The following is an 18083-nucleotide window of genomic DNA, read 5'->3' on the forward strand; positions in this document are numbered from 1 at the left end:
CCATGACGACCGCGTGCAGCGCGACGTCGATGCGCCGACGCGGGTGCAGCAGCGCAGGGAAGAACGAGCCCGTCCTCGTCTTGGGGATCTTCACGGTGAGGTCGCCGGCGGTCGTGGCCACCAGCTTCTCGCGACTGCCGTTGCGCTGGGTGGTGCGCGTTGATGCCCGCTCGTGGCGGCCAGCGCCGACGTGCGTTTCGGCCTCCGCTTCGATGAGAGCCTGCAGGGCGCCCTGCAGCAGCCGGCGCATCACCTCGCCGCTGTCAGCGTCGGTGAGTGCCTGCGCGAGGCTGGAGAGGGCAGACTGGTGCTCGAGGGTCATCGTGTGGGTCCTGGGGTCTGCTGCATGATCAGGTGACACTGTGACCTGCCCCACCCCCCGGCCGACTCGAGGCCGCTGTGCCGGTGAGCGCCACGGCCGTGGTGCTCATCGGCTCATGACAGCGCGCCTGGGAGTATCGGGTGGGGCGGCCGCCCCGGTTGCGCACCAGCATCTCGCTCGCTCTGTTGCTTGGTGATGCACTGCATGGCTTGTGCAGCCCTCAGTCGGATCAGGCTTCGACGAGCACTTCGAACAGGCCCAGATCGGGCAGGTGGACCTGGGCACCTGCGCCCGACGCCGGCTCGGCGACGAGCTCGGTGTCGGTGACTAGGGCCCGCAGGCGCTGCCCGGGGAGCCATCGTGTGTAGGCGATGGTGCGATCCATGATCGGTAGTGGCGCGTGGAAGGACTGCCGGGTGGTGCCCGTGAGGTTGCGCAGGTGGACGACGCACCCGGAGCGCGAGGAGCCCACGACGACCTCGACCTGCTCGGGCAGGTTCGTGACGATCTCGACGTCTGCGCTCAGCAGCCGCAGGGTCTCATCGGCGACGAGGTCGCGCAGCGTCGACAGGCCACTCGTGCGGTAGGCCCGCCCCGGTGTCATCGGCAGCGTCGTCACCGCGCCTGCGCGGATGGTGGCGGGCATGTCGAGGTCCAGGTGGCCGTAGCACTTCTCAGGCGGGCCGTACGGGGCCCGGGAGAGTACCCGGTGGGCTGTCGGGGTGTGCTCGGCCGCCTGGAGGACGTGGAAAGCTCCTAGGACCGGGACGGGTGCACCGCCGTCGGGGACGACGACGGACGACCAGGTCGCCTCAGCGCCGGTCAGCACCGCCGTGCGGCGCGCGACACCGGTTGCGCTCAGCTGCGAGGTGTCCGCGGCGAGGGCTGTCGACCCGGTCAGCAGCAGGCGGCCACCGCGGCTCGTGAAGCGTTCCAGCGCGCTCACCGCGGCGGCCGGGAGGGCTCCGAGGTCGCCCAGGACGAGCAGGGCGTACCGCTGCAGGGACGAGCCCAGCTCGCCGAGGTGCTGGCCGGGGAGCACGTCGAAGGGGATGTGCCGCTGCAGGAGCGATTCGTACAGTCCGCGGAACTCCTCCACCGGATCGGTGCCTTCCTCGGGCACCGTCAACGGGTCGGGCCGCACGAGGGCCGTGCGCGCTGAGGGCACCAGCCGGTCGTAGACGCGGGCGTGATCGCGGTGGAAGCGCACGATCTGCGAGGCCGCGGGCAAGCTGGCGTAGCTCAGTCGCTCGGGGTATCCCATGACGTACGTGGACGGATTCGCACCGCGCGCGATGGCCTGCAATTGGTACTGGGCCAGCACGTGCGGTTCTTCGGCCACCAGCCGGTACGGCATGTCGTAGAACGCGACCGAGTTCACCAGGACCGGCACATGGGGTCGGTAGGTCTTCGCGGCCGAGACGCTCTCGGAGGTCTGGTGGTGCCACATGGCTCTGCCGATGGCGTTGTTGGCCTCGTGGAAGACGATGTCGGCGGTATTGCCCATGACCAGCGGTGCTTCCGGTCGGCGAGCGGCGATGACTGCGCGGGCTCGGGCCAGCAGGTCGTCGATGACGGCTGTCGCCCAGCGACGCCACGCCGGGTACGATGCCGATTCCCGGTCGGTGGGCAAGGTCAGGTCCGGGTGAGCGAGGGTGAAGCCGCGCTGGCAGGCCATGCACTGGCACACTCCCCGGTACTGCTTGGCGTAGTCGACCTCACCGAAGCTCATCCAGTTGATGAAGAACCCGTCGACCGGTGCGTGCGCGAGCACTTCCTCCAGGACCTCGGTGAGGTGCCGTTGGTAGTAGGCGCCGCTCGGGCACACGCTCGTCAACCCGTGGACTTCCTGGCGTCGCCCGTCCGGGCCCACGTAGAGCCAGTCCGGGTGCGCTTCGGCGATGGGCCGGGCGACCTTGGAGAAATCCATCCGGGCCATGACGCGTACACCACGGGCGTGCGCGGCGGTGACGGCATCGCCGAGCAGGTCACCGGAAGGACGCGCGATGAGCGCGGGGTTGGGCGTCTGGAACGGCAGACGCGTCGGGTAGTTGGAGATGATGCCGCCGACGTTGAGCAGCCACGCGTTCGCACCGAAGTCGATGATGTGCTCGAGCACGGTGTCGACGTCGAGGTCTGCGTCGATCTCACGCAGGTTCGTCTGGTACATCCGAAACGGCGAGCGCCACCACAGTTCCTCCTCGGCGACCGGTGGGGACGAGGTGGCCTGCTCGCCGGTGGTGTGCTCGCGGGTCTGCTCGATGGCGGTCATCGGCTCTCCCCCGGGTCGCCGTTGAGCTCAGCCGCGAGCTGGGCGAGCGCCGAGTGGTCCAGTTCGCCGCCACCGCGGGCCTTGAGGGCGGCGAGCATCGAGCTGACGACAGCGGTGGCGGGCAGGGCGAGGCCGGATTGCCGGACCGCGCCGGTGATGATCGCCATGTCCTTGTCGTGCAGGGCGACGCGGAAGCCGGCTGGGTGCTGGCGGGTCAGCAGCGCCTGGCGCTTGCGGTTCAGGGCGGTGCTGCCAGCTAGACCGGCACCGATCACGTCGAGCGCGGCGGGCAGGTCGTCATCGGCGAGATGCGCGCGCAGGAAGACCATCGCTTCGGCCAGGATCTGCAGGTTGCCGGCGACGACGAGCTGGTTAGCGGCCTTGACGACCTGCCCGGCGCCCGGTCCGCCGACGTGGACCACGGTGGTGGCGACGGCGTCGAGGACGGGGCGGACGTCGTCGAGCACGTCGGTGGCGCCTCCCACCATGACGGCCAAGGTTCCTTCGACGGCGCCCGCCTCGCCGCCGCTGACCGGGGCGTCGAGGCAGCGGATGCCGGCCGCACGGGCGGCCTCGTGCACCGTTCGGGCCTCGTCCGGGCTGATCGTCGACTGCTCCAGCAGGATCGAGCCGCTCGCCATGGCGTGCAGGGCTCCGTCCTGGCCGGTGACGACGCCGAGGACGTCGGGGCCGGCGGGCAGCATCGTCACAACCACCTCGGCGTCCTTGCACGCGGCGGCCACACTGGCGGTGACTTCGGCGCCGGTGGTGCGGGCCCGCTCGCGGGAGGCGTCCGAGCGCGCGTAGCAGCGGACCTCGTGCCCCTTCGCGACAAGGTTGTTGATCATGGGCCTGCCCATGATCCCTGCTCCGATGAAGCCTACGCGCATGTCCTTGCTCCTTCGTGCTCGCTCGGGAGGACGGGGGTGGTGCGTGGGGGCTCACTGCGGTGGACCGCGGAGCGCCCGTGCGTGCGGTACTGAGCTGGGCTGTGGTGGCGGGCTGGTACTGGGCTCGGGCCGTGCCGCGGTCAGTTCGCGGCGCCCGGGTCTGCTGGCTGCTGCGCGTCCTGCTGCGCCTCGTGTTGGGCGTCCTGCTGGACGTCCTGCTGGGCCGCCGCGCGGGCGAGCCTGGCCTGTACGCGCGATTGTGCGTGGGCCAGGTGCGTCTCGAGCGCCACGACGGCACCTGCGGCGTCCCCGGCGAGTACGGCGGCCAGGATCGCGTCGTGCTCGTCGCCGACGGCGCTGCGCCCGGGGACGACGTGCGCGCGAGACTGCCCCATCGTGAGGTGAACCTCCCCCATGATCAGGCCGTGCATCCGGATAAGTCGCTCGCTGCCGGCACCGTTGACGAGGGCGGCGTGGAAGGCCATGTCCGCCTCTGCCTGCTTGGGGAAGTCGTGCGCATCGACCGCTGAGACCACCTGCGCCTGCGCTGCCGTGGCCGTCGCCGGCAGCTCCCGGCGCTCGGCCAGGCGCCGCACCGCGGCGCCTTCCACCGCCAGACGGGCGAAGTACAGGTCGCTGACCTCTGCAGCTCCCAGCTCGGTCACCACGGCCGTGCGGTGGGCCGTCCTTCGCAGCAACCCCGCCGCCGTCAGGCGCTCCAGGCACGCCTTGGCGGTGGTGCGCGCCACGCCGTATTCGCCGGTCAAGCGGGCTTCGGTGAGCTTCTCGCCGCCGGCGAGCTCGCCGTTGACGATGCGGTGCCGCACCGCGTCGTAGAGCGCGTCCACCACCGAGGACGGCGCCAGCACGAACCGCGGTGCTCCGGAGCCCACAGGCGCAACAGTCATGGCGCGATGCTAGCGCAGCAAATTGTCTAACAATCAGTCTTGACCGACAACATGCGTGGTCCTACGGTCGAACCACGCGAGCCCCTCCGCTCGAGCACCCGGCACCACATGGACACCCGGCACCACATCGACGGCGATGTACAGGGAGACCCCGATGGACCGACGGACCTTCACCCGCTTGATCGGCGCCGGCGCCATGACCGCAGCCGCCGCCCCCCTGGCCGCCTGCGGCCGCAGCGCGAGCGGCTCGACCGAGGGCGCGGTGCGCTACGCCTGGTGGGGCGACGCCGTGCGCCAGCAGAACTACGAAGCCGCACTGGCGATCTTCTCCGAGGAGAACCCGGACGTCACCGTGCGCCCCGAGTTCGCCGACTACGACGCCTTCCAGGAGCGCATCACCGTGCAGATGGCCGGGCGCAACGTCCCGGAACTCTTCTGGATCCCCTCTCCCCAGGTGCTCACCTACCAGGCGGCGAACCTGTACCGCACGCTGGACGACCTGGACGACTTCGACCTGTCCGACTACCCCGACGACCTGCTGGAGACCTTCAAGCTCAACGGTGAGCTCAACACGATGCCGCGCTCGATCTTCACGCCGTGCGTGCGCTGGAACCAGACCTTCCTCGAGGAAGCCGGGGCCGAGCTGCCGGCCTACGACGAGGCGAACTGGACGTGGGACGCCCTAGCGCAGTTCCTCATCGACTACTCGGCCGACAACCCGCAGGGCCGCAAGGGTGCTGCGTACTGCGCCAACAGCGACATGGTCTTCGAGTCCTGGCTGCGCCAGCACGGCAGCGACCTGTGGACCGAGGACGGCACGTTGGGCGCTGACCCGGCCGCCCTCGAGGGCTGGTTCGAGTGGTGGGAGCGGCTGCGCAGCGCCGGCGCCGCCCTGGAGCTCTCGGAGCAGGAAGGCGCCGACCCGGAGTGGTCGGTCGTGGGCGAGAAGGTCCTCATGACGTTGCAGAACTCCAATCACATCGTCGACGAGGCCCAGCAGTTCCCCGACTACGACTTCCAGCAGCGCATGACCCCCGCGGACCCCGACGCGACAGCGGGCTTCCGGTTCGGTTACCTCAGCCGCATCGCGATGTACCAGGGCACCTCCGACAGCAGCCTGCAGGGCGCCGCCAAGCTGCTCGACTTCAACCTCAACGACGCACGCATGGTCGCCCAGACAGGGCTCACCGTGGGCGCTCCGGCCAACCCCCGCGTACTCGCCGAGATCCGCCCGGACGCCACCGCGGACGAGCTGAAGCTGCTGGACCTGGTCGATGAGGAGATGCAGCAGGAGCAGCGCCCCCGCTATGAGGCCCCGCCCGGATCAGGCACATGGCGCGACGTCATGGCCCGCACCATCGAAGCGCTCACGCTGGGCAACGTCGACATCCCCACGGCGGCGACGCAGTTCACCACCGAGGTGACCCGCGAGATCGAAGCGGCGCGACGGTGAGCGCCCCCACCGCACCACCGAGCCCTGCCTTGTCGGGCAGCGCACCCCCCACGCCGACCAACAGCAACACCCGCCGCACCCCGAAGTGGCGGCGCCAAGGACGCGCCGCGCACATCTTCCTCATCCCGTGGCTGCTCGGCCTGGTGCTCATCACCGCCATTCCGCTGCTCGCCTCGCTCTACCTGGCCTTCACCGACTACAACCTGCTGGATTCCCCCACCTGGACGGGCCTGGAGAACTTCCGCCGCATGGGTGAGGACCCCCGCTTCTGGGCCTCCGCCTGGGTCACGTTGAAGTACGTCCTGGTCTCGGTGCCGCTGCAGCTGGCCTTCGCCCTAGCGCTGGCCATCGTACTGGACCGGGGCATCAAGGGCCTGGCGCTGTACCGCAGCGTCTACTACCTGCCCTCGCTGCTGGGCGCCTCCGTCGCCGTCGCCATCTTGTGGCGCCAGCTCTTCGGTCACGACGGCCTGATCAACTCCGGGCTGGCACTGCTGGGCATCGAAGGCGAAAGCTGGTTGCAGAACCCCTCCACAGCCCTGTCCACGCTCGTGGTGCTCAACGTCTGGACCTTCGGCTCACCGATGATCATCTTCCTGGCCGGGCTGCGCCAAATCCCCGAAGAGCTCTACGAAGCCGCTCGCGTCGACGGCGCCGGCCGGTGGAGGCAGTTCCGGTCGATCACCGTACCGATGCTCACGCCGATCATCTTCTTCAACCTCGTCTTGCAGACGATCGGCGCCTTCCAGAGCTTCACCCAGGCCCACATCATCTCCGGGGGCCGCGGTGGACCGCTGGACTCGACACTGTTCTACACGCTGTACCTGTATCAGCAGGGATTCGTCAGCTTCAACATGGGCTACGCATCGGCGATGGCGTGGGCGCTGCTCGTCGTCATCGGCATCGTGACGGCGATCCACTTCCTGTTGTCGAAGTACTGGGTCTTCTACGGGGACAACTGAGGAGGGACACGTGGCCACGACAACGACGCCGGCACCGACCGCCGAGACGACGCGCACCCCCGCACCCCGCGCACCCCACCCCCGGAACCTGCGCAAGCACCTCGCCCTGATCGCCTTCGCCCTCTTAATGGTCTATCCCCTGGTGTGGATGGTCGTCAGCTCCTTCAAGCCCGGCAACCTGGTGCTCTCCCAGCCCGGGCTGATCCCCAGCGAAGTGACTCTCGAGAACTACCGCAACGGCTGGGGAGCCCTGGGCGAGCCGTTCTCGCTCTTCTTCGCCAACTCCCTGTTCGTCACCGTCGGCTCCATCGTCGGCAACCTCTTCTCCTGCTCGCTGGCCGCCTACGCTCTGGCCCGGCTGGACTTCCGCGGCCGGCGCATCTACTTCGGGATCACCCTGGCCTCGGTGATGCTGCCCATGCACGTCCTCGTCGTGCCGCAGTACATCTTCTTCTCCCAACTGGACCTGCTCAACACGTACTTCCCGCTGCTCATCCCCAAGTTCCTGGCGACGGATGCGTTCTTCATCTTCTTGATGGTCCAGTTCATCCGCACCATCCCCCGCGAGCTCGACCAGGCCGCCGCCATCGACGGCGCCGGCCCCTTCCGCACCTTCTGGTCCGTGATCCTGCCGTTGATGAAGCCGGCCCTGGTCACCACGACGATCTTCACCTTCATCTGGACCTGGAACGACTTCTTCACACCGCTCATCTACCTGACCTCCGTCGAGGTCTACACCGTCCCCGTGGCGCTGAACACCATGGTCAACGCCGAGACGCAGAGCGGGGTCGGCGCACTGTTCGCGATGTCCCTGCTCTCCCTGGCGCCCATCCTCGTGTTCTTCGCCGTCGCGCAGAAGTACCTCATCCGGGGCATCGCGACCACCGGCCTGAAGTGAGGACGCACATGACCACTCTCGATCCAGCCCCCGAGCGCAGCACGGCGGCCCCCGCCGACCGCGACTGGCCCTCCTGGGCCAACCGCTGGACGCAGTTGACCTTCACCGAGGACGACCCGCTGCACTTCGATCCCGACTTCTGGCTCGACGTCATGCGCCGCAGCCACTCGAACGCGACCTGCCTGTCCGCGGGCGGCTACATGGCCTTCTACCCCACCCGCATCCCCTTCCATTACCGCAGCAAGCACCTCGGCAACGGCGACCTGTTCGGCACGTTGGCGCAAGGGGCGAAGAAGATGGGCATGGCCGTCATGGCTCGCATCGACCCGCACGCCATCCACGCCGACGCGCTCGCAGCCCACCCCGAGTGGGCAGCCCTGGACGAGAACGGCGCACCGGTGGAGCACTGGGCCTTTCCCGGCACCTACATCACCTGCCCCTTCAGCACCTACAACAGCGACTTCCTCACCGACGTTGCCCGCGAGATCACCCGCGAGTACGACATCGACGCCGTCTTCGCCAACCGCTGGCAAGGCCACGGCATCTCCTACTCGCCAGCCGCAGCCCGAGCCTTCCGCGAGGACACCGGCCTGGACCTGCCCCGCGGCGCGTTCGACCCCGACGACCCCGCGTGGCGCGCATGGCCCACCTGGCGGCGTCAACGGCTCAGCGCCCTGGTGGGGCTGTGGGACGACGCCGTGCGCGCCGTCAAGCCGCACGTGCGGTTCATCCCCAACCTCGGCTCCATCGCCGCCCACGACCTGGACCGCCAGCTCGTGGAGAAGCACTACCCGCTGCTCTTCATCGACAAGCAGGGCCGCTCCGGCACCGAGGCACCGTGGGCAGCGGGCCGCAACGGCAAGCGCAGCCGCAGCGTCTTCCGCGACCGCCCGGTCGGGCTGATCACCAGCATCGGTCCCGAGCACCCCGCCCACCGCTGGAAGGACTCGGTTACCAGCGGTCCTGAGTTCGTCACCTGGATCGTCGACGGCTTCGCCCAGGGGGCCTTCCCCTGGTTCACCAAGTTCAAGGCCGAGGTCCTCGACACCCGTTGGGTCGAGCCCCTCATCGACGCCTTCACGCTGCACGCCCGCCTCGAACCGGTCCTGTCGCGGCTGGAGATCACCGCCGAGGTCGCGCTGCTGGACGCCACTCGGTCCTCGACGCTGCCCACGCACGGCAAGGAGCAAGAAGACGGGCAGGGCGCCTACCAGGCGCTCGTCGAAGCCGGCATCCCCTTCGAGCTCGTCTGCGACGGTCTGATCACCGCCGAGCAGCTGGACCGCTTCCGCGTCCTGCTCGCCCCGAACGTGCAACGGCTCAGCGAGCAGGAGTGCCGCACCATCGCCGAGTGGGTGGCGCGCGGAGGCGCCCTGGTCGCCGCGTGCGAGACGTCACTGCTCACCGAGGACGGCGCTCGCCGAGAGGATCTGGGCCTGGCCGACCTGCTGGGCGTGCACCTCACCGGGCCGGTGCGCCAGTCGGTGCGCAACAACTACGTCGCGCTGGTCGGCGAGCACCCCCTGCACGCCGGCTTCACCGGCGCTCAACGCATCATCGGCGGCACCCAGGTCGTCCCCGTCCAAGCTGCGGACGACACCACCGTGCCGTTGCGCTTCGTACCCGACTACCCGGACCTGCCCATGGAGGAGGTCTACGCCCGCGAAGCGCCGCGCGACCCCGCGGTGGTCCTGCGCGAGCACGACGGCGGTGGCCGCAGCGCGTACGTGGCCTTCAACCTCGGCTCGATCTTCTGGGAGGCCCTGCAACCCGACCACGGCCGGCTGCTCGCGGACACCGTCCGGTGGGCGCTGGGCGGGCACACCAGCGTGCAGGTGGACACCCCCGGCATCGTCGACGTCTCCGTGTACCGGACGCCGCGCGGCAGCGCGCTCAGCGAGGTCGCGGTGTGCCTGGTGAACCTGACCAACCCCATGACCATGCGCGGCGCCATCCGACGGACCCTGCCCAGTGGACCGGTGTCGGTTTCCGTGCCCGTGCCAGCCGGCGCAGACGTCACTTCCGCTCGTCTGGTCCTGGACGGCAGCGACGTCGCCGTCAACGTGAGCGACGGCACCGCGGAGGTCATCGTTCCCTGCATCGACCTGCTCGAGGTTCTGCACCTGACCTTCGCGCCCTCCAGCACCCGGGAGAAGTCGTGAAGTTCAGCGCCAACCTGTCCATGCTCTACCAGGACCTGCCCTTCCTCGAGCGCATCGCTGCCGCCTCAGCTGACGGGTTCTCCGGGATCGAGTTCCTGGGCGCCTACGACCAAGACGTCCACCAAGTGCGCGCGGCGACCGTTTCCGCCGGACTGCAGCAGGTGCTGTTCAACATCCCCTCCGGGAACTGGGCCGCCGGGGAACGAGGAATCGCCTGCCTGCCGGACCGGGTCGAGGAGTTCCGCGCAGGGGTCGCGGACGCGGTCGAGCACGCCCGGATCCTCCACTGCCCGCTGGTAAACATCCTGGCGGGCAAGGTGCCGGACGACCTCGACCTAGACACGGCGCTGGACACCCTGGCGGACAACGTCGGCTTCGCCGCACGAGCCCTGGCCCCCCTCGGCGTCACCGTCCTGCTCGAAGCGGTCAACACCCGCGACGTGCCAGGATTCGCCCTGCCGACGACCGCGCACGCTGCAGCACTGCTCTCGCGCGTGGCAGCACCCAACACGGGCCTGCAGTTCGACGTGTACCACGCCCAGGTGATGCACGGGGACCTGCTCACCACCTTCCACCGGCACCGTGAAGCCACCCGCCACGTGCAGATCGCCGACAATCCCGGACGGCACGAGCCCGGCACCGGTGAGGTGAACTACACCTTCCTGCTGCCGGCTCTCGAAGCCGCCGGGTACGACGGGTTCATCGGTGCCGAGTACGTGCCGACCGACGCGGGCACCGCGTGGCTGCGGCAGTACACCGCCGTCCCGGAGCCTGCGCATTGAGCGCCCCCCTCGTCCTGATCACGGGAGCCGTCACCCCTGACGAACGGGCACAGCTCATCGGCGCGACACCAGGCCTTCAGCTCGCGTTCACCGAGCGCGCCGGGACGGACCCGGACCTGCTGGCGGTGGCCGAGGGACTCGTCGGCTCCCCGGACGCGGGCGAGCTCGCCAGAGCTCCCCGCGTGCGGTGGGTGCACAGCTGGGCCGCCGGCGTCGACGGCATCGCGGCCGGCGGAGTGCTTTCCGAGCCGATCGCCTCCGGTCGCGTGCTGCTCACGGCAGCCAAGGGCAGCGGCGCAGTGCCCCTGGCCGAGCACGTGCTGCTGCTGCTGCTCATGCTCACGCGCGACGTGCCCCGCTGGCTGCGCGCGCAAGAGGCACGCCACTGGGACCGCTACCAGCACGGCGAGCTGTTCGGATCACGTCTGGGCGTCATCGGCTCGGGCCGTGCCGGGAGTGAACTGACCGCCCGGGCCGCGGCATTCGGGATGGAGGTGGTCCAGCTCCGGCGTGGGTACGACCGTGCCGAGCTCGAGACACTGCTCACCACGAGCGACGCGATCGCCATCACAGCGCCCGCTACCCGTCAGACGATCGGCATGCTCGGCGATGCAGAGTTCGCGCTGTGCGCGCGGAACCCGTACTACGTGTGCGTCTCACGCGGCGGCATCGCCGACGACGGCGCCCTGCTGCGGGCCCTGCGCTCCGGTCAACTAGCCGGCGCCGGCCTGGACGCCCACAGCACCGAGCCGCTGCCTGAGGACTCCCCCTTCTGGGGCGAACCACACGTGATCGTCACACCGCACAACGCAGCGACGACCCGCGCGACCCGTCAACGGGGGCTCGACATGCTCGCTCACAACCTCGCGGTGTTCGCATCCGACGGGATCACCGGACGCTTCGACGGCGTCGTCGACCCCAGCGCCGGCTACTGACCCGAGCAGCGAACGACGACCGCGCGTCCAATCACCGGGTACGGCGTCAACGACCCATCCGTCGCCGCCAGGAACGGGCACCGACACCACAAGACACGCGTCATCGACACCACGGGGACCCAGCATGGGAATCCACCAGGCCGTCACGCGGCGGCACCGTGCGCGAAAACGGGCTTGTCTCTCTGAGTGACACCAGCCGCCTCGGCGCCTTTCTGCTCGCTCGCTGGTTCCTCGACCGATGCGCGCCACCGCCACTGCCAGCGCCAATCCGCGGCGTGGACGGCCAGCAGCACTTGGCCCGCGTCGGCGCGCGCCCCAGCACTCTTCCTTTCACGGGCACGCGATGCGATCGGCTCCAAGCAGGACCGGCCGAGCCGGCACCGCCACGGGTGCCGCCGCCAGCGCACGCGATACTGGCGAGGTCGGCGACTGCGTGCGATGTACCGACCTGCGCAACTTCGATGGGCTCAATGCCAGCCCCATTCGCCACGTCACTTGAGCTTTCCTCGGCCAAATGTTCGGCGGGGACCGACAGCGCCGGCAGCGGTGGATTGGGCAGCGACGGAGGTGAGGGCTGCTATGGCGCGCCGCCGAGTCAAGGCTTCAGGGGTGCGCTGCGCCGCGGTTGGCACCTGGGTGTCTCTGCCCGTGCAGCAGACCCGCCCGCCCGTGCCGTCGCCCGGCTACGCGAGCCACTCGTGTTCGGGCGCAGCGGTGAAGCCGACGGCGCGGTACTGATACGCACCCGCAGCCACCTGGAAGGGCGGCCCCTGCTGATCGAGGACTTCGACCCGCGTGATCGACGCGTGCCCCGTTCCCCCGCCGTCCTCGGCGATCACCGACGCCTGGACACGCTGATGGTGCTGAGCGAGCGCGTTGAGGCTTCTGGGGCCCTGCAGCTGCAGGACCCCAGAAGCCTCAACGCGCACCTTCGGTACGCGCCGCGGCGGCTGAAGCACTCAGTCCTGCCGCGGCTCCTCGAGGTCAAGTCCCCGGAGGTGGTGTACGACGTTCGCCGCGTGATGCTCGCTGTGGTCAGGCCGTCAAGGCCTGCATGGTCAGGTCGGTGTTCACCTCCGCGGAGGGCTCGGTGTTCTGCTGCCCACCGGGCATCGGGGTGAGGCGGCAGCGGCCCAGCAGGTCCAGGCCGAGGTAGCGCCGCCCTTCGGTCCACTCATCGTCCTGCTCGGCCAGGACCGCGCCGACCAGGCGGATCAGGGAGCCGCGGTCGGGGAAGATCCCGACGACGTCAGTGCGGCGGCGGATCTCGCGATTCAGCCGCTCCTGCGGATTGTTGGACCAGACCTGGCGCCAGACCTCCTTCGGAAAGCTCGAAGGCCAGGACATCTGCGCGGGCGGCGTCCAAGTGCTCGGCGACGCGGGGAAGCTTGGCCTCGACGGCGTCCAGCAGCCGGTCGAACTGGGCGTGCACGGAGGCCGCGTCGGGCTGGTCGTAGACCGAGTGCAGCAGCGTCTTCACCCAAGGCCAGGACGTCTTCGGCGTGACCGCCATGAGGTTCGCGGCGTAGTGCGTGCGGCAGCGTCCCCCGCGAGCGGGAGGTGCCCCCAGCCAGCTGGCTCCCGGCAAGGTGGCGCCGATCGCGGCGACCAGGCCGGCGTGCGCATCGGAGGTGACCAGGCGGACCCCGCTCAGGCCGCGGGCGGTCAGGTCCCGGAAGAAGCCCAGCCAGCCGGCGCCGTCCTCGGCGCTGGAGGTCTGCAAGCCCAGGACCTCACGGTGCCCATCGGCTGGGGGCACCTCCCGCTAATGGGTGTGCACCGGGGTGGCCTTCGGTCACTCTGGTGTCCGAGCCGCTGGCTGGTGAGCACTTCCTCCCGTGGGTCTGCAGGTCGAGATCTACCGCGAGAGCGTGCCCCAGCCGGTGGGTGAGGAAGCCCGTAGGGCTGGTGGGATGTCGTGCCGTCTGATCATGGCTGAGCACTGATCCATTAGGTCGCTCCGGTCCTCCTCCGGCTCGCGCTGGTGCTCGTGCAGGATCCGCGGTCGAGGAGAGCGGGGAAGGACGATGCTGTTCATCGGGGACGACTGGGCCGAAGATCACCACGACATCGAGATCGTCGCCCAGGACGGTAGGCGCCTGGCGAGGCGACGACTGCACGAGGGCATCGCAGGCGTCGAAGCCCTTCATGCCTTGATCGCTGATCACCTCGAGGACAACGACGAGCTGTCAGGGGTTGTCGTCGGTATCGAGACCGATCGCGGGCCGTGGGTGCAGGCGTTGCTGGCGGCCGGCTACCAGGTTTACGCGATCAACCCGCTGCAGGCGGCTCGCTACCGCCAACGGCACGGCACCTCCGGCGCCAAGAGCGACGCTGGGGACGCGCACGCCCTGGCAGAGCTCGTGCGCCTGGATCGGGCGCACCACCGGCCGATCGCGGGTGACTCGGTGCTGGCCGAGGCGGTCAAGGTGCTGGCACGCTCTCACCAGTCGCTGATCTGGTCGCGCCGGCGGCAGATCAACATGCTGCGCTCGACGCTGCGGGAGTTCTACCCCGCTGCGCTGCAAGCGTTCGCGGACGAGGAAGACGGATTGCTCAGCCCGGCTGCGGCCGCTGTCCTGGCGATCGCTCCCACGCCCGCGCAAGGACGGCGGCTGAGCGTCGCGCGCTTGGAGAAGGTGCTGCGAGCCGCCGGTCGGCAGCGGTCCGTGACGGTGATGGCGCAGCGTCTGCACGCCGCGCTGCAGTCGCCGCAGTTGAGCGCGCGAGAAGGTATGGATGCCGCTTACGGCGCCAGCGTCAGCGCCCTGGTCGCGGTCATCGCCGAACTGAGCCGGCAAGTTGACGCACTGGCGGAGCAGGTGAGTGCTCATTTTGGCCGGCACCCGGACGCTGAGGTTTACCTGAGCCAGCCCGGGCTCGGGCAGGTCCTCGCCGCCCGGGTGCTGGCCGAGTTCGGCGACGACTCCGCCCGCTACGCCGACGTGAAGTCTCGGCGCAACTACGCCGGCACCTCACCGATCACCCGTGCTTCCGGCAAGAGTAGAGCGGTTCTGGCGCGTCATGTCCGCAACCGTCGCCTGGCCGATGCGCTCTACGCCCAGGCACTCAGTGCGCTGACCACCTCGCCGGGAGCCCGCGCCTACTACGACACCCACCGCGCGAGCGGCGCCACCCATCACCAGGCCTTGCGGGCGCTGGGCAACCGCCTGGTCGGCATCTTGCACGGCTGCCTGCGCCATCACCTGACCTACGACGAGTCCATCGCCTGGTCCAGCGCCAGGCCGGCTCTGGCCGTCGTTGCTGCTTGACCGTTAGACCCGTGGGATGTCTCGCGGGGGATGACCCCGACCGCCAGCATCGCGTGGACGTTGGCGACGCGCCCGTCCTCACGCACCTTCATCACCAACGCGTCGGCGGCGACGAACGTGTAGGGACCGGCATCCAGGCGCCGGGTGCGAAAGGCCTCGGACCTGGCCATCGAGGTCCTTGGCCATCTCGCTGACCTGCGACTTCGACAGTCTGGTGATGCCGAGGCTTTCGACGAGCTTCTCCATCCGCCGGGTCGAGACGCCCAGCAAGTAGGAAGTGGCAACGACGCTCGTCAGGGCCCGCTCGGCGCGCTTGCGCCGCTCCAGCAGCCAGTCGGGGAAGTACGAGCCGGAGCGCAGCTTGGGGATGACCGCGTCGATGGTGCCGAGGCGGGTATCGAAGTCGCGGTGGCGGTAGCCGTTGCGGCTGTTCACCCGCTCCGGGCTGGTCGTGCCGTAGGTGGCCCCGCAGACCGCGTCGGCGTCGGCGGACATCAGGGTGTTGACGAACGTGCTCATCAGCTCACGCAGCAGGTCGGGGCTGGCCTGGGCGAGCTGCTCGTCGATGAAGCGGGCAGGGTCCATCATGGGGTTGGCGGTCATCGCGTGGTCCTTCTTCGGTCTTGAGCGGGAACTCAGGTCGAAGCATCACGCGGTGACCGCCTCACACGTTGGTGGACACGCCCTCACTCACCGGAGGACGCCGTACACCACTCTGGTGGACACAACCCCTGACCGCAGGGACCCGATGGCCCCGAGGCGGGCACCAAGCCAGCGAGTAGAGCCGTGGCCCCAGAGGTCCGGCGCTCCAGCGTCTGGGCCTCGGTTCACGCTGTACTGAAGCCGCTCCTGCGCTGCAGCGACGCCACGGGTGATGCCCCCACCCATCCGCGGAACTGGCGCGGCACACGCATCCTCAGACTGCTACGCCTTCCCACACGCCTTCCCACCCGCTCGGCGAGACGTCGTGAGTTCAGGCGGTGCACAGCCAGGCCGTCGCGGTGCCTGCCGTCGCTGCCATCAGCCCTGCGCCTCCTCGCCCGCGGCGGTGCGGGGGGTGAGGGTGCGGAAGGCCGAGGAGTGCCACACCAGAGGTTCGGTGCCGGGGGCGCTGGCGGCGGTGTGCACCTGCAGCAGGACCACGTCGTGATCACCGGCGCGGACCTGGGAGTGAATGGAGCACTCCAGCCAGATCGGGGCTCCGTGCACGAAGTGGGCGCCGGAGGCGGTGGTGGTGGTGGCGATGCCGGCGAAGCGGTCGGCGGCGGCCAGGGCCTTGGACGCCAGCTGGCGGGCGGCGGCGTCGTGGGCCTCGCCGAGCACGGAGACGCCGAGCAGGGCGCCCGGGCGCTGTAGGGCGGTGCGCAGGCGCGGCCAGCTGGTGGAGGTGTGCTGGACGGCGAAGAGGACCAGGGGCGGGTCGGCGGAGATGCCGACCTGGAAGGAGGAGGCCACCAACACCACCGGTTCGGGGCCTACTTCACCGTCGACGAGGGCGGAGAGGGCAGCCACGCCGGAGGGGAACTGGGCGAAGGTGGCGAACAGCGACTTGGGATCGCCCACGGGGGCGAGCTCTAGGGTCTGCGGGTGGACGACGGTCATGGCTTCTCTCCTTGGATGAGGGGCACGACGTCGGCGGTGAACTGGGTCAGGAAGCGCGACTGGTCCTGCCCGGGGGCGTGGAAGACCAGGTGGGTGAACCCCGCGTCGACGTACTGCTGCACGGCCGCGGCGACCTCGGTGGGGTCGGAGGAGACGATCCAGCGCTTGGCGACCTGCTCGATGGGCAGCTCGTCGGCCAGCCGCGCCATCTCCACCGGGTCGTGCACGCCCGCCTTCTGCTCCGGCGTCAGCGACAGCGGCGCCCAGAAGCGGGTGTTCTCCAGCGCCTTCGCCGGGTCCTCGTCGAAGGACAGCTTGATCTCGATGGTCCGGTCGATCTGCGACTCGCTGCGCCCGGAGGCCTCCAGCCCTTCGCGCAGCGCCGGCAGCAGCGTCTGCGAATACAGCTCCATGCCCTTGCCGGAGGTGCAGATGTAGCCGTCCCCGGCGCGGCCGGCGTACTGGGTGACCCCCGGGCCGCCGCCGGCCACGTAGATCGGCACCGGCTGCTCGGGCCGGTCGTAGACCGTCGCGTCGTGCAGTCGGTAGAACTCGCCCTCGAAGGTGACGCGCTCCTCGCTCCACAACCTCCTGATGAGGCGCACGGCCTCGCGCAGCCGGGCGAAGCGCTCCTTGACCTCGGGGAAGTCCATGCCCACGGCGGTCTCGTTGAGCGCCTCGCCGGTGCCGATGCCGAGGATCGCGCGGCCGGGCGCCAGGCAGCCCAGGGTGGCGAACGCCTGGGCGACCACCGCCGGGTTGTAGCGCAGGGTGGGGGTCAGCACGCTCGTGCCCAGCTGCACGCGCGAGGTCTTCGCCGCCACCCACGGCAGCCACACCAGCGCCGAGGGGGCGTGGCCGTCGACGTGGCGCCAGGGCTGGAAGTGGTCGGAGATCCACACCGAGTCCAGACCGTTCTCCTCGGCCTGCACCGCGAAGTCGGCCAGCTCGCCGGGGGCGAACTGCTCCGCCGACGCCTTGTAGCCCAGCTTCAGCGGCTGCCCGTGGGTGTCCACGCTCTCACTCACCCGTTCACCCTTTCGTTGACGGAGGGCATCTCGTCGGGAGCACGTCTCATCAGAGGGAGGTCTCCCCGGAAGAAGGTCTCACCGGTCGCCGGCTACCGGGAGGAGGTCAGCCGGCGGGAACCTGCACCTTGTGGGTGCCCTGATCGCTGCTCGGCTGGCCACCCTCCTCGAGCAGCAGCTTGGTGAAGGCCGGCGGAGCGCTCGCGGCCGCGGAGATGAAGCTGGTCCACTGGCGCACGTGCGGCTGCGCGCTGTGCGCGGTGTAGGTCTCCTCGGAGTCCCATATCTCCAGCAGCCGCAGCTGCTGCGGCGCTCCGGTCAACCAGGACAGCTGGTACTCCCGGCAGCCGCTCTCGGCTCGGCACGCCGAGGCGAAGTCGACCGCTGCGGCGGTGACCTCCTCGAGGCGCTCGGGGGTGACGGTGATGCCGCCATGGACGATGACGAGGCTCATCTCGAGTGCTCCTTGGATCGAGGCCCTGAGGCCGCTGAGTGGACGGCAGCCGTTCAGGTGGTGGTGCAGAGGGTGGTCGAGATCGCAGCGTGAACAGCGGCCGCATGGTCAGCCGTGCTGGTCCGGCGTGCTGGTCCGGCGTG

At 69.7% G+C, this 18083-nt stretch carries 15 protein-coding genes and 3 pseudogenes; 7 read left to right on the top strand and 11 right to left on the bottom strand.

Annotation, left to right across the window (positions count from 1 at the left end):
- The 5 genes and pseudogenes from ACRYM0_RS09685 to ACRYM0_RS09705 form a co-directional block, all read right to left on the bottom strand.
- Positions 1–322: transposase (locus tag ACRYM0_RS09685; protein ID WP_432504478.1), on the bottom strand; the 322-nt coding region annotated here is incomplete at its 3' end.
- A gap of 229 nt (positions 323–551) precedes the next feature.
- Positions 552–2594: an alpha-amylase family protein gene (locus ACRYM0_RS09690; protein ID WP_432504481.1), complete on the bottom strand. Its 2043-nt coding sequence runs from the start codon at positions 2592–2594 to the stop codon at positions 552–554.
- Positions 2591–3016, bottom strand: a complete 426-nt coding sequence (locus ACRYM0_RS09695) for an NAD-binding protein (RefSeq protein ID WP_432504554.1) — start codon at positions 3014–3016, stop codon at positions 2591–2593. Before ACRYM0_RS09695 ends, ACRYM0_RS09690 begins: the two co-directional genes overlap by 4 nt.
- Positions 3014–3493 (bottom strand): annotated as a pseudogene (locus tag ACRYM0_RS09700) (NAD(P)-dependent oxidoreductase); the annotation flags it as partial. The gene ACRYM0_RS09695 and the pseudogene ACRYM0_RS09700, both read right to left, overlap by 3 nt.
- Positions 3494–3624: 131 nt before the next feature.
- A complete protein-coding gene (locus ACRYM0_RS09705) occupies positions 3625–4392 on the bottom strand; it encodes a GntR family transcriptional regulator (RefSeq protein WP_432504483.1) in 768 nt (255 codons plus the stop codon).
- A gap of 154 nt (positions 4393–4546) precedes the next feature.
- Between ACRYM0_RS09705 and ACRYM0_RS09710 the strand changes: the two genes are divergently transcribed.
- Genes ACRYM0_RS09710 through ACRYM0_RS09735 form a run of 6 tightly spaced genes read left to right on the top strand, consistent with a single transcriptional unit; the run spans position 4547 to position 11584 of the window.
- A complete protein-coding gene (locus ACRYM0_RS09710) occupies positions 4547–5845 on the top strand; it encodes an ABC transporter substrate-binding protein (protein WP_432504485.1) in 1299 nt (432 codons plus the stop codon).
- Positions 5842–6807: a carbohydrate ABC transporter permease gene (locus ACRYM0_RS09715; protein ID WP_432504487.1), complete on the top strand. Its 966-nt coding sequence runs from the start codon at positions 5842–5844 to the stop codon at positions 6805–6807. The genes ACRYM0_RS09710 and ACRYM0_RS09715 overlap by 4 nt, the downstream gene beginning before the upstream one ends.
- 10 nt (positions 6808–6817) lie before the next feature.
- Positions 6818–7705, top strand: coding sequence for a carbohydrate ABC transporter permease (locus ACRYM0_RS09720; protein WP_432504489.1), 888 nt, complete (start codon positions 6818–6820; stop codon positions 7703–7705).
- Positions 7706–7713: 8 nt separating this feature from the next.
- Positions 7714–9867 (top strand): family 10 glycosylhydrolase, encoded by a 2154-nt coding sequence (locus tag ACRYM0_RS09725; protein WP_432504491.1) that lies wholly within the window; start codon positions 7714–7716, stop codon positions 9865–9867.
- Between the two features lie 20 nt (positions 9868–9887).
- A complete protein-coding gene (locus tag ACRYM0_RS09730; RefSeq protein WP_432504556.1) occupies positions 9888–10649 on the top strand; it encodes a hydroxypyruvate isomerase family protein in 762 nt (253 codons plus the stop codon).
- A complete protein-coding gene (locus ACRYM0_RS09735; protein ID WP_432504493.1) occupies positions 10646–11584 on the top strand; it encodes an NAD(P)-dependent oxidoreductase in 939 nt (312 codons plus the stop codon). The genes ACRYM0_RS09730 and ACRYM0_RS09735 overlap by 4 nt, the downstream gene beginning before the upstream one ends.
- A 683-nt stretch (positions 11585–12267) precedes the next feature.
- On the opposite strand, the gene ACRYM0_RS09740 is transcribed toward ACRYM0_RS09735, so the two are convergent.
- A complete protein-coding gene (locus ACRYM0_RS09740) occupies positions 12268–12423 on the bottom strand; it encodes a hypothetical protein (protein WP_432504495.1) in 156 nt (51 codons plus the stop codon).
- 196 nt (positions 12424–12619) lie between these two features.
- Positions 12620–13334, bottom strand: a pseudogene (locus ACRYM0_RS09745) (IS256 family transposase); the annotation flags it as partial.
- A gap of 277 nt (positions 13335–13611) precedes the next feature.
- Between ACRYM0_RS09745 and ACRYM0_RS09750 the strand changes: the two are divergent.
- Positions 13612–14856: an IS110 family RNA-guided transposase gene (locus tag ACRYM0_RS09750; RefSeq protein ID WP_432504497.1), complete on the top strand. Its 1245-nt coding sequence runs from the start codon at positions 13612–13614 to the stop codon at positions 14854–14856.
- Positions 14857–14888: 32 nt separating this feature from the next.
- Here the strand turns inward: ACRYM0_RS09750 and ACRYM0_RS09755 are convergent.
- From ACRYM0_RS09755 to ACRYM0_RS09770, 4 genes and pseudogenes are all read right to left on the bottom strand, one after another.
- Positions 14889–15459: pseudogene (locus ACRYM0_RS09755) on the bottom strand (transposase); the annotation flags it as partial.
- A gap of 417 nt (positions 15460–15876) precedes the next feature.
- A complete protein-coding gene (locus ACRYM0_RS09760; protein WP_432504500.1) occupies positions 15877–16458 on the bottom strand; it encodes a flavin reductase family protein in 582 nt (193 codons plus the stop codon).
- Positions 16455–17486, bottom strand: coding sequence for a glucose-6-phosphate dehydrogenase (coenzyme-F420) (gene fgd / locus ACRYM0_RS09765; protein WP_432504502.1), 1032 nt, complete (start codon positions 17484–17486; stop codon positions 16455–16457). Before fgd ends, ACRYM0_RS09760 begins: the two co-directional genes overlap by 4 nt.
- Before the next feature lie 106 nt (positions 17487–17592).
- On the bottom strand, positions 17593–17940 hold the full coding sequence (locus ACRYM0_RS09770) for a putative quinol monooxygenase (RefSeq protein ID WP_432504505.1): 348 nt from the start codon (positions 17938–17940) through the stop codon (positions 17593–17595).
- Positions 17941–18083 lie beyond the last annotated feature (143 nt).

The sequence above is a fragment of the Kineococcus arenarius subsp. arenarius genome, from assembly GCF_050871845.1.
Taxonomy (GTDB): domain Bacteria; phylum Actinomycetota; class Actinomycetes; order Actinomycetales; family Kineococcaceae; genus Kineococcus.

What these genes read in the sequence shown, in the direction of transcription:
- ACRYM0_RS09770 (WP_432504505.1), bottom strand. Translation starts at nt 17,940, where the DNA reads ATGAGCCTCGTCATCGTCCATGGCGGCATCACCGTCACCCCCGAGCGC.
- ACRYM0_RS09690 (WP_432504481.1), bottom strand. Translation starts at nt 2,594, where the DNA reads ATGACCGCCATCGAGCAGACCCGCGAGCACACCACCGGCGAGCAGGCC.
- ACRYM0_RS09725 (WP_432504491.1), top strand. Translation starts at nt 7,714, where the DNA reads ATGACCACTCTCGATCCAGCCCCCGAGCGCAGCACGGCGGCCCCCGCC.
- ACRYM0_RS09760 (WP_432504500.1), bottom strand. Translation starts at nt 16,458, where the DNA reads ATGACCGTCGTCCACCCGCAGACCCTAGAGCTCGCCCCCGTGGGCGAT.
- ACRYM0_RS09705 (WP_432504483.1), bottom strand. Translation starts at nt 4,392, where the DNA reads ATGACTGTTGCGCCTGTGGGCTCCGGAGCACCGCGGTTCGTGCTGGCG.
- ACRYM0_RS09750 (WP_432504497.1), top strand. Translation starts at nt 13,612, where the DNA reads ATGCTGTTCATCGGGGACGACTGGGCCGAAGATCACCACGACATCGAG.
- ACRYM0_RS09710 (WP_432504485.1), top strand. Translation starts at nt 4,547, where the DNA reads ATGGACCGACGGACCTTCACCCGCTTGATCGGCGCCGGCGCCATGACC.
- ACRYM0_RS09730 (WP_432504556.1), top strand. Translation starts at nt 9,888, where the DNA reads ATGCTCTACCAGGACCTGCCCTTCCTCGAGCGCATCGCTGCCGCCTCA.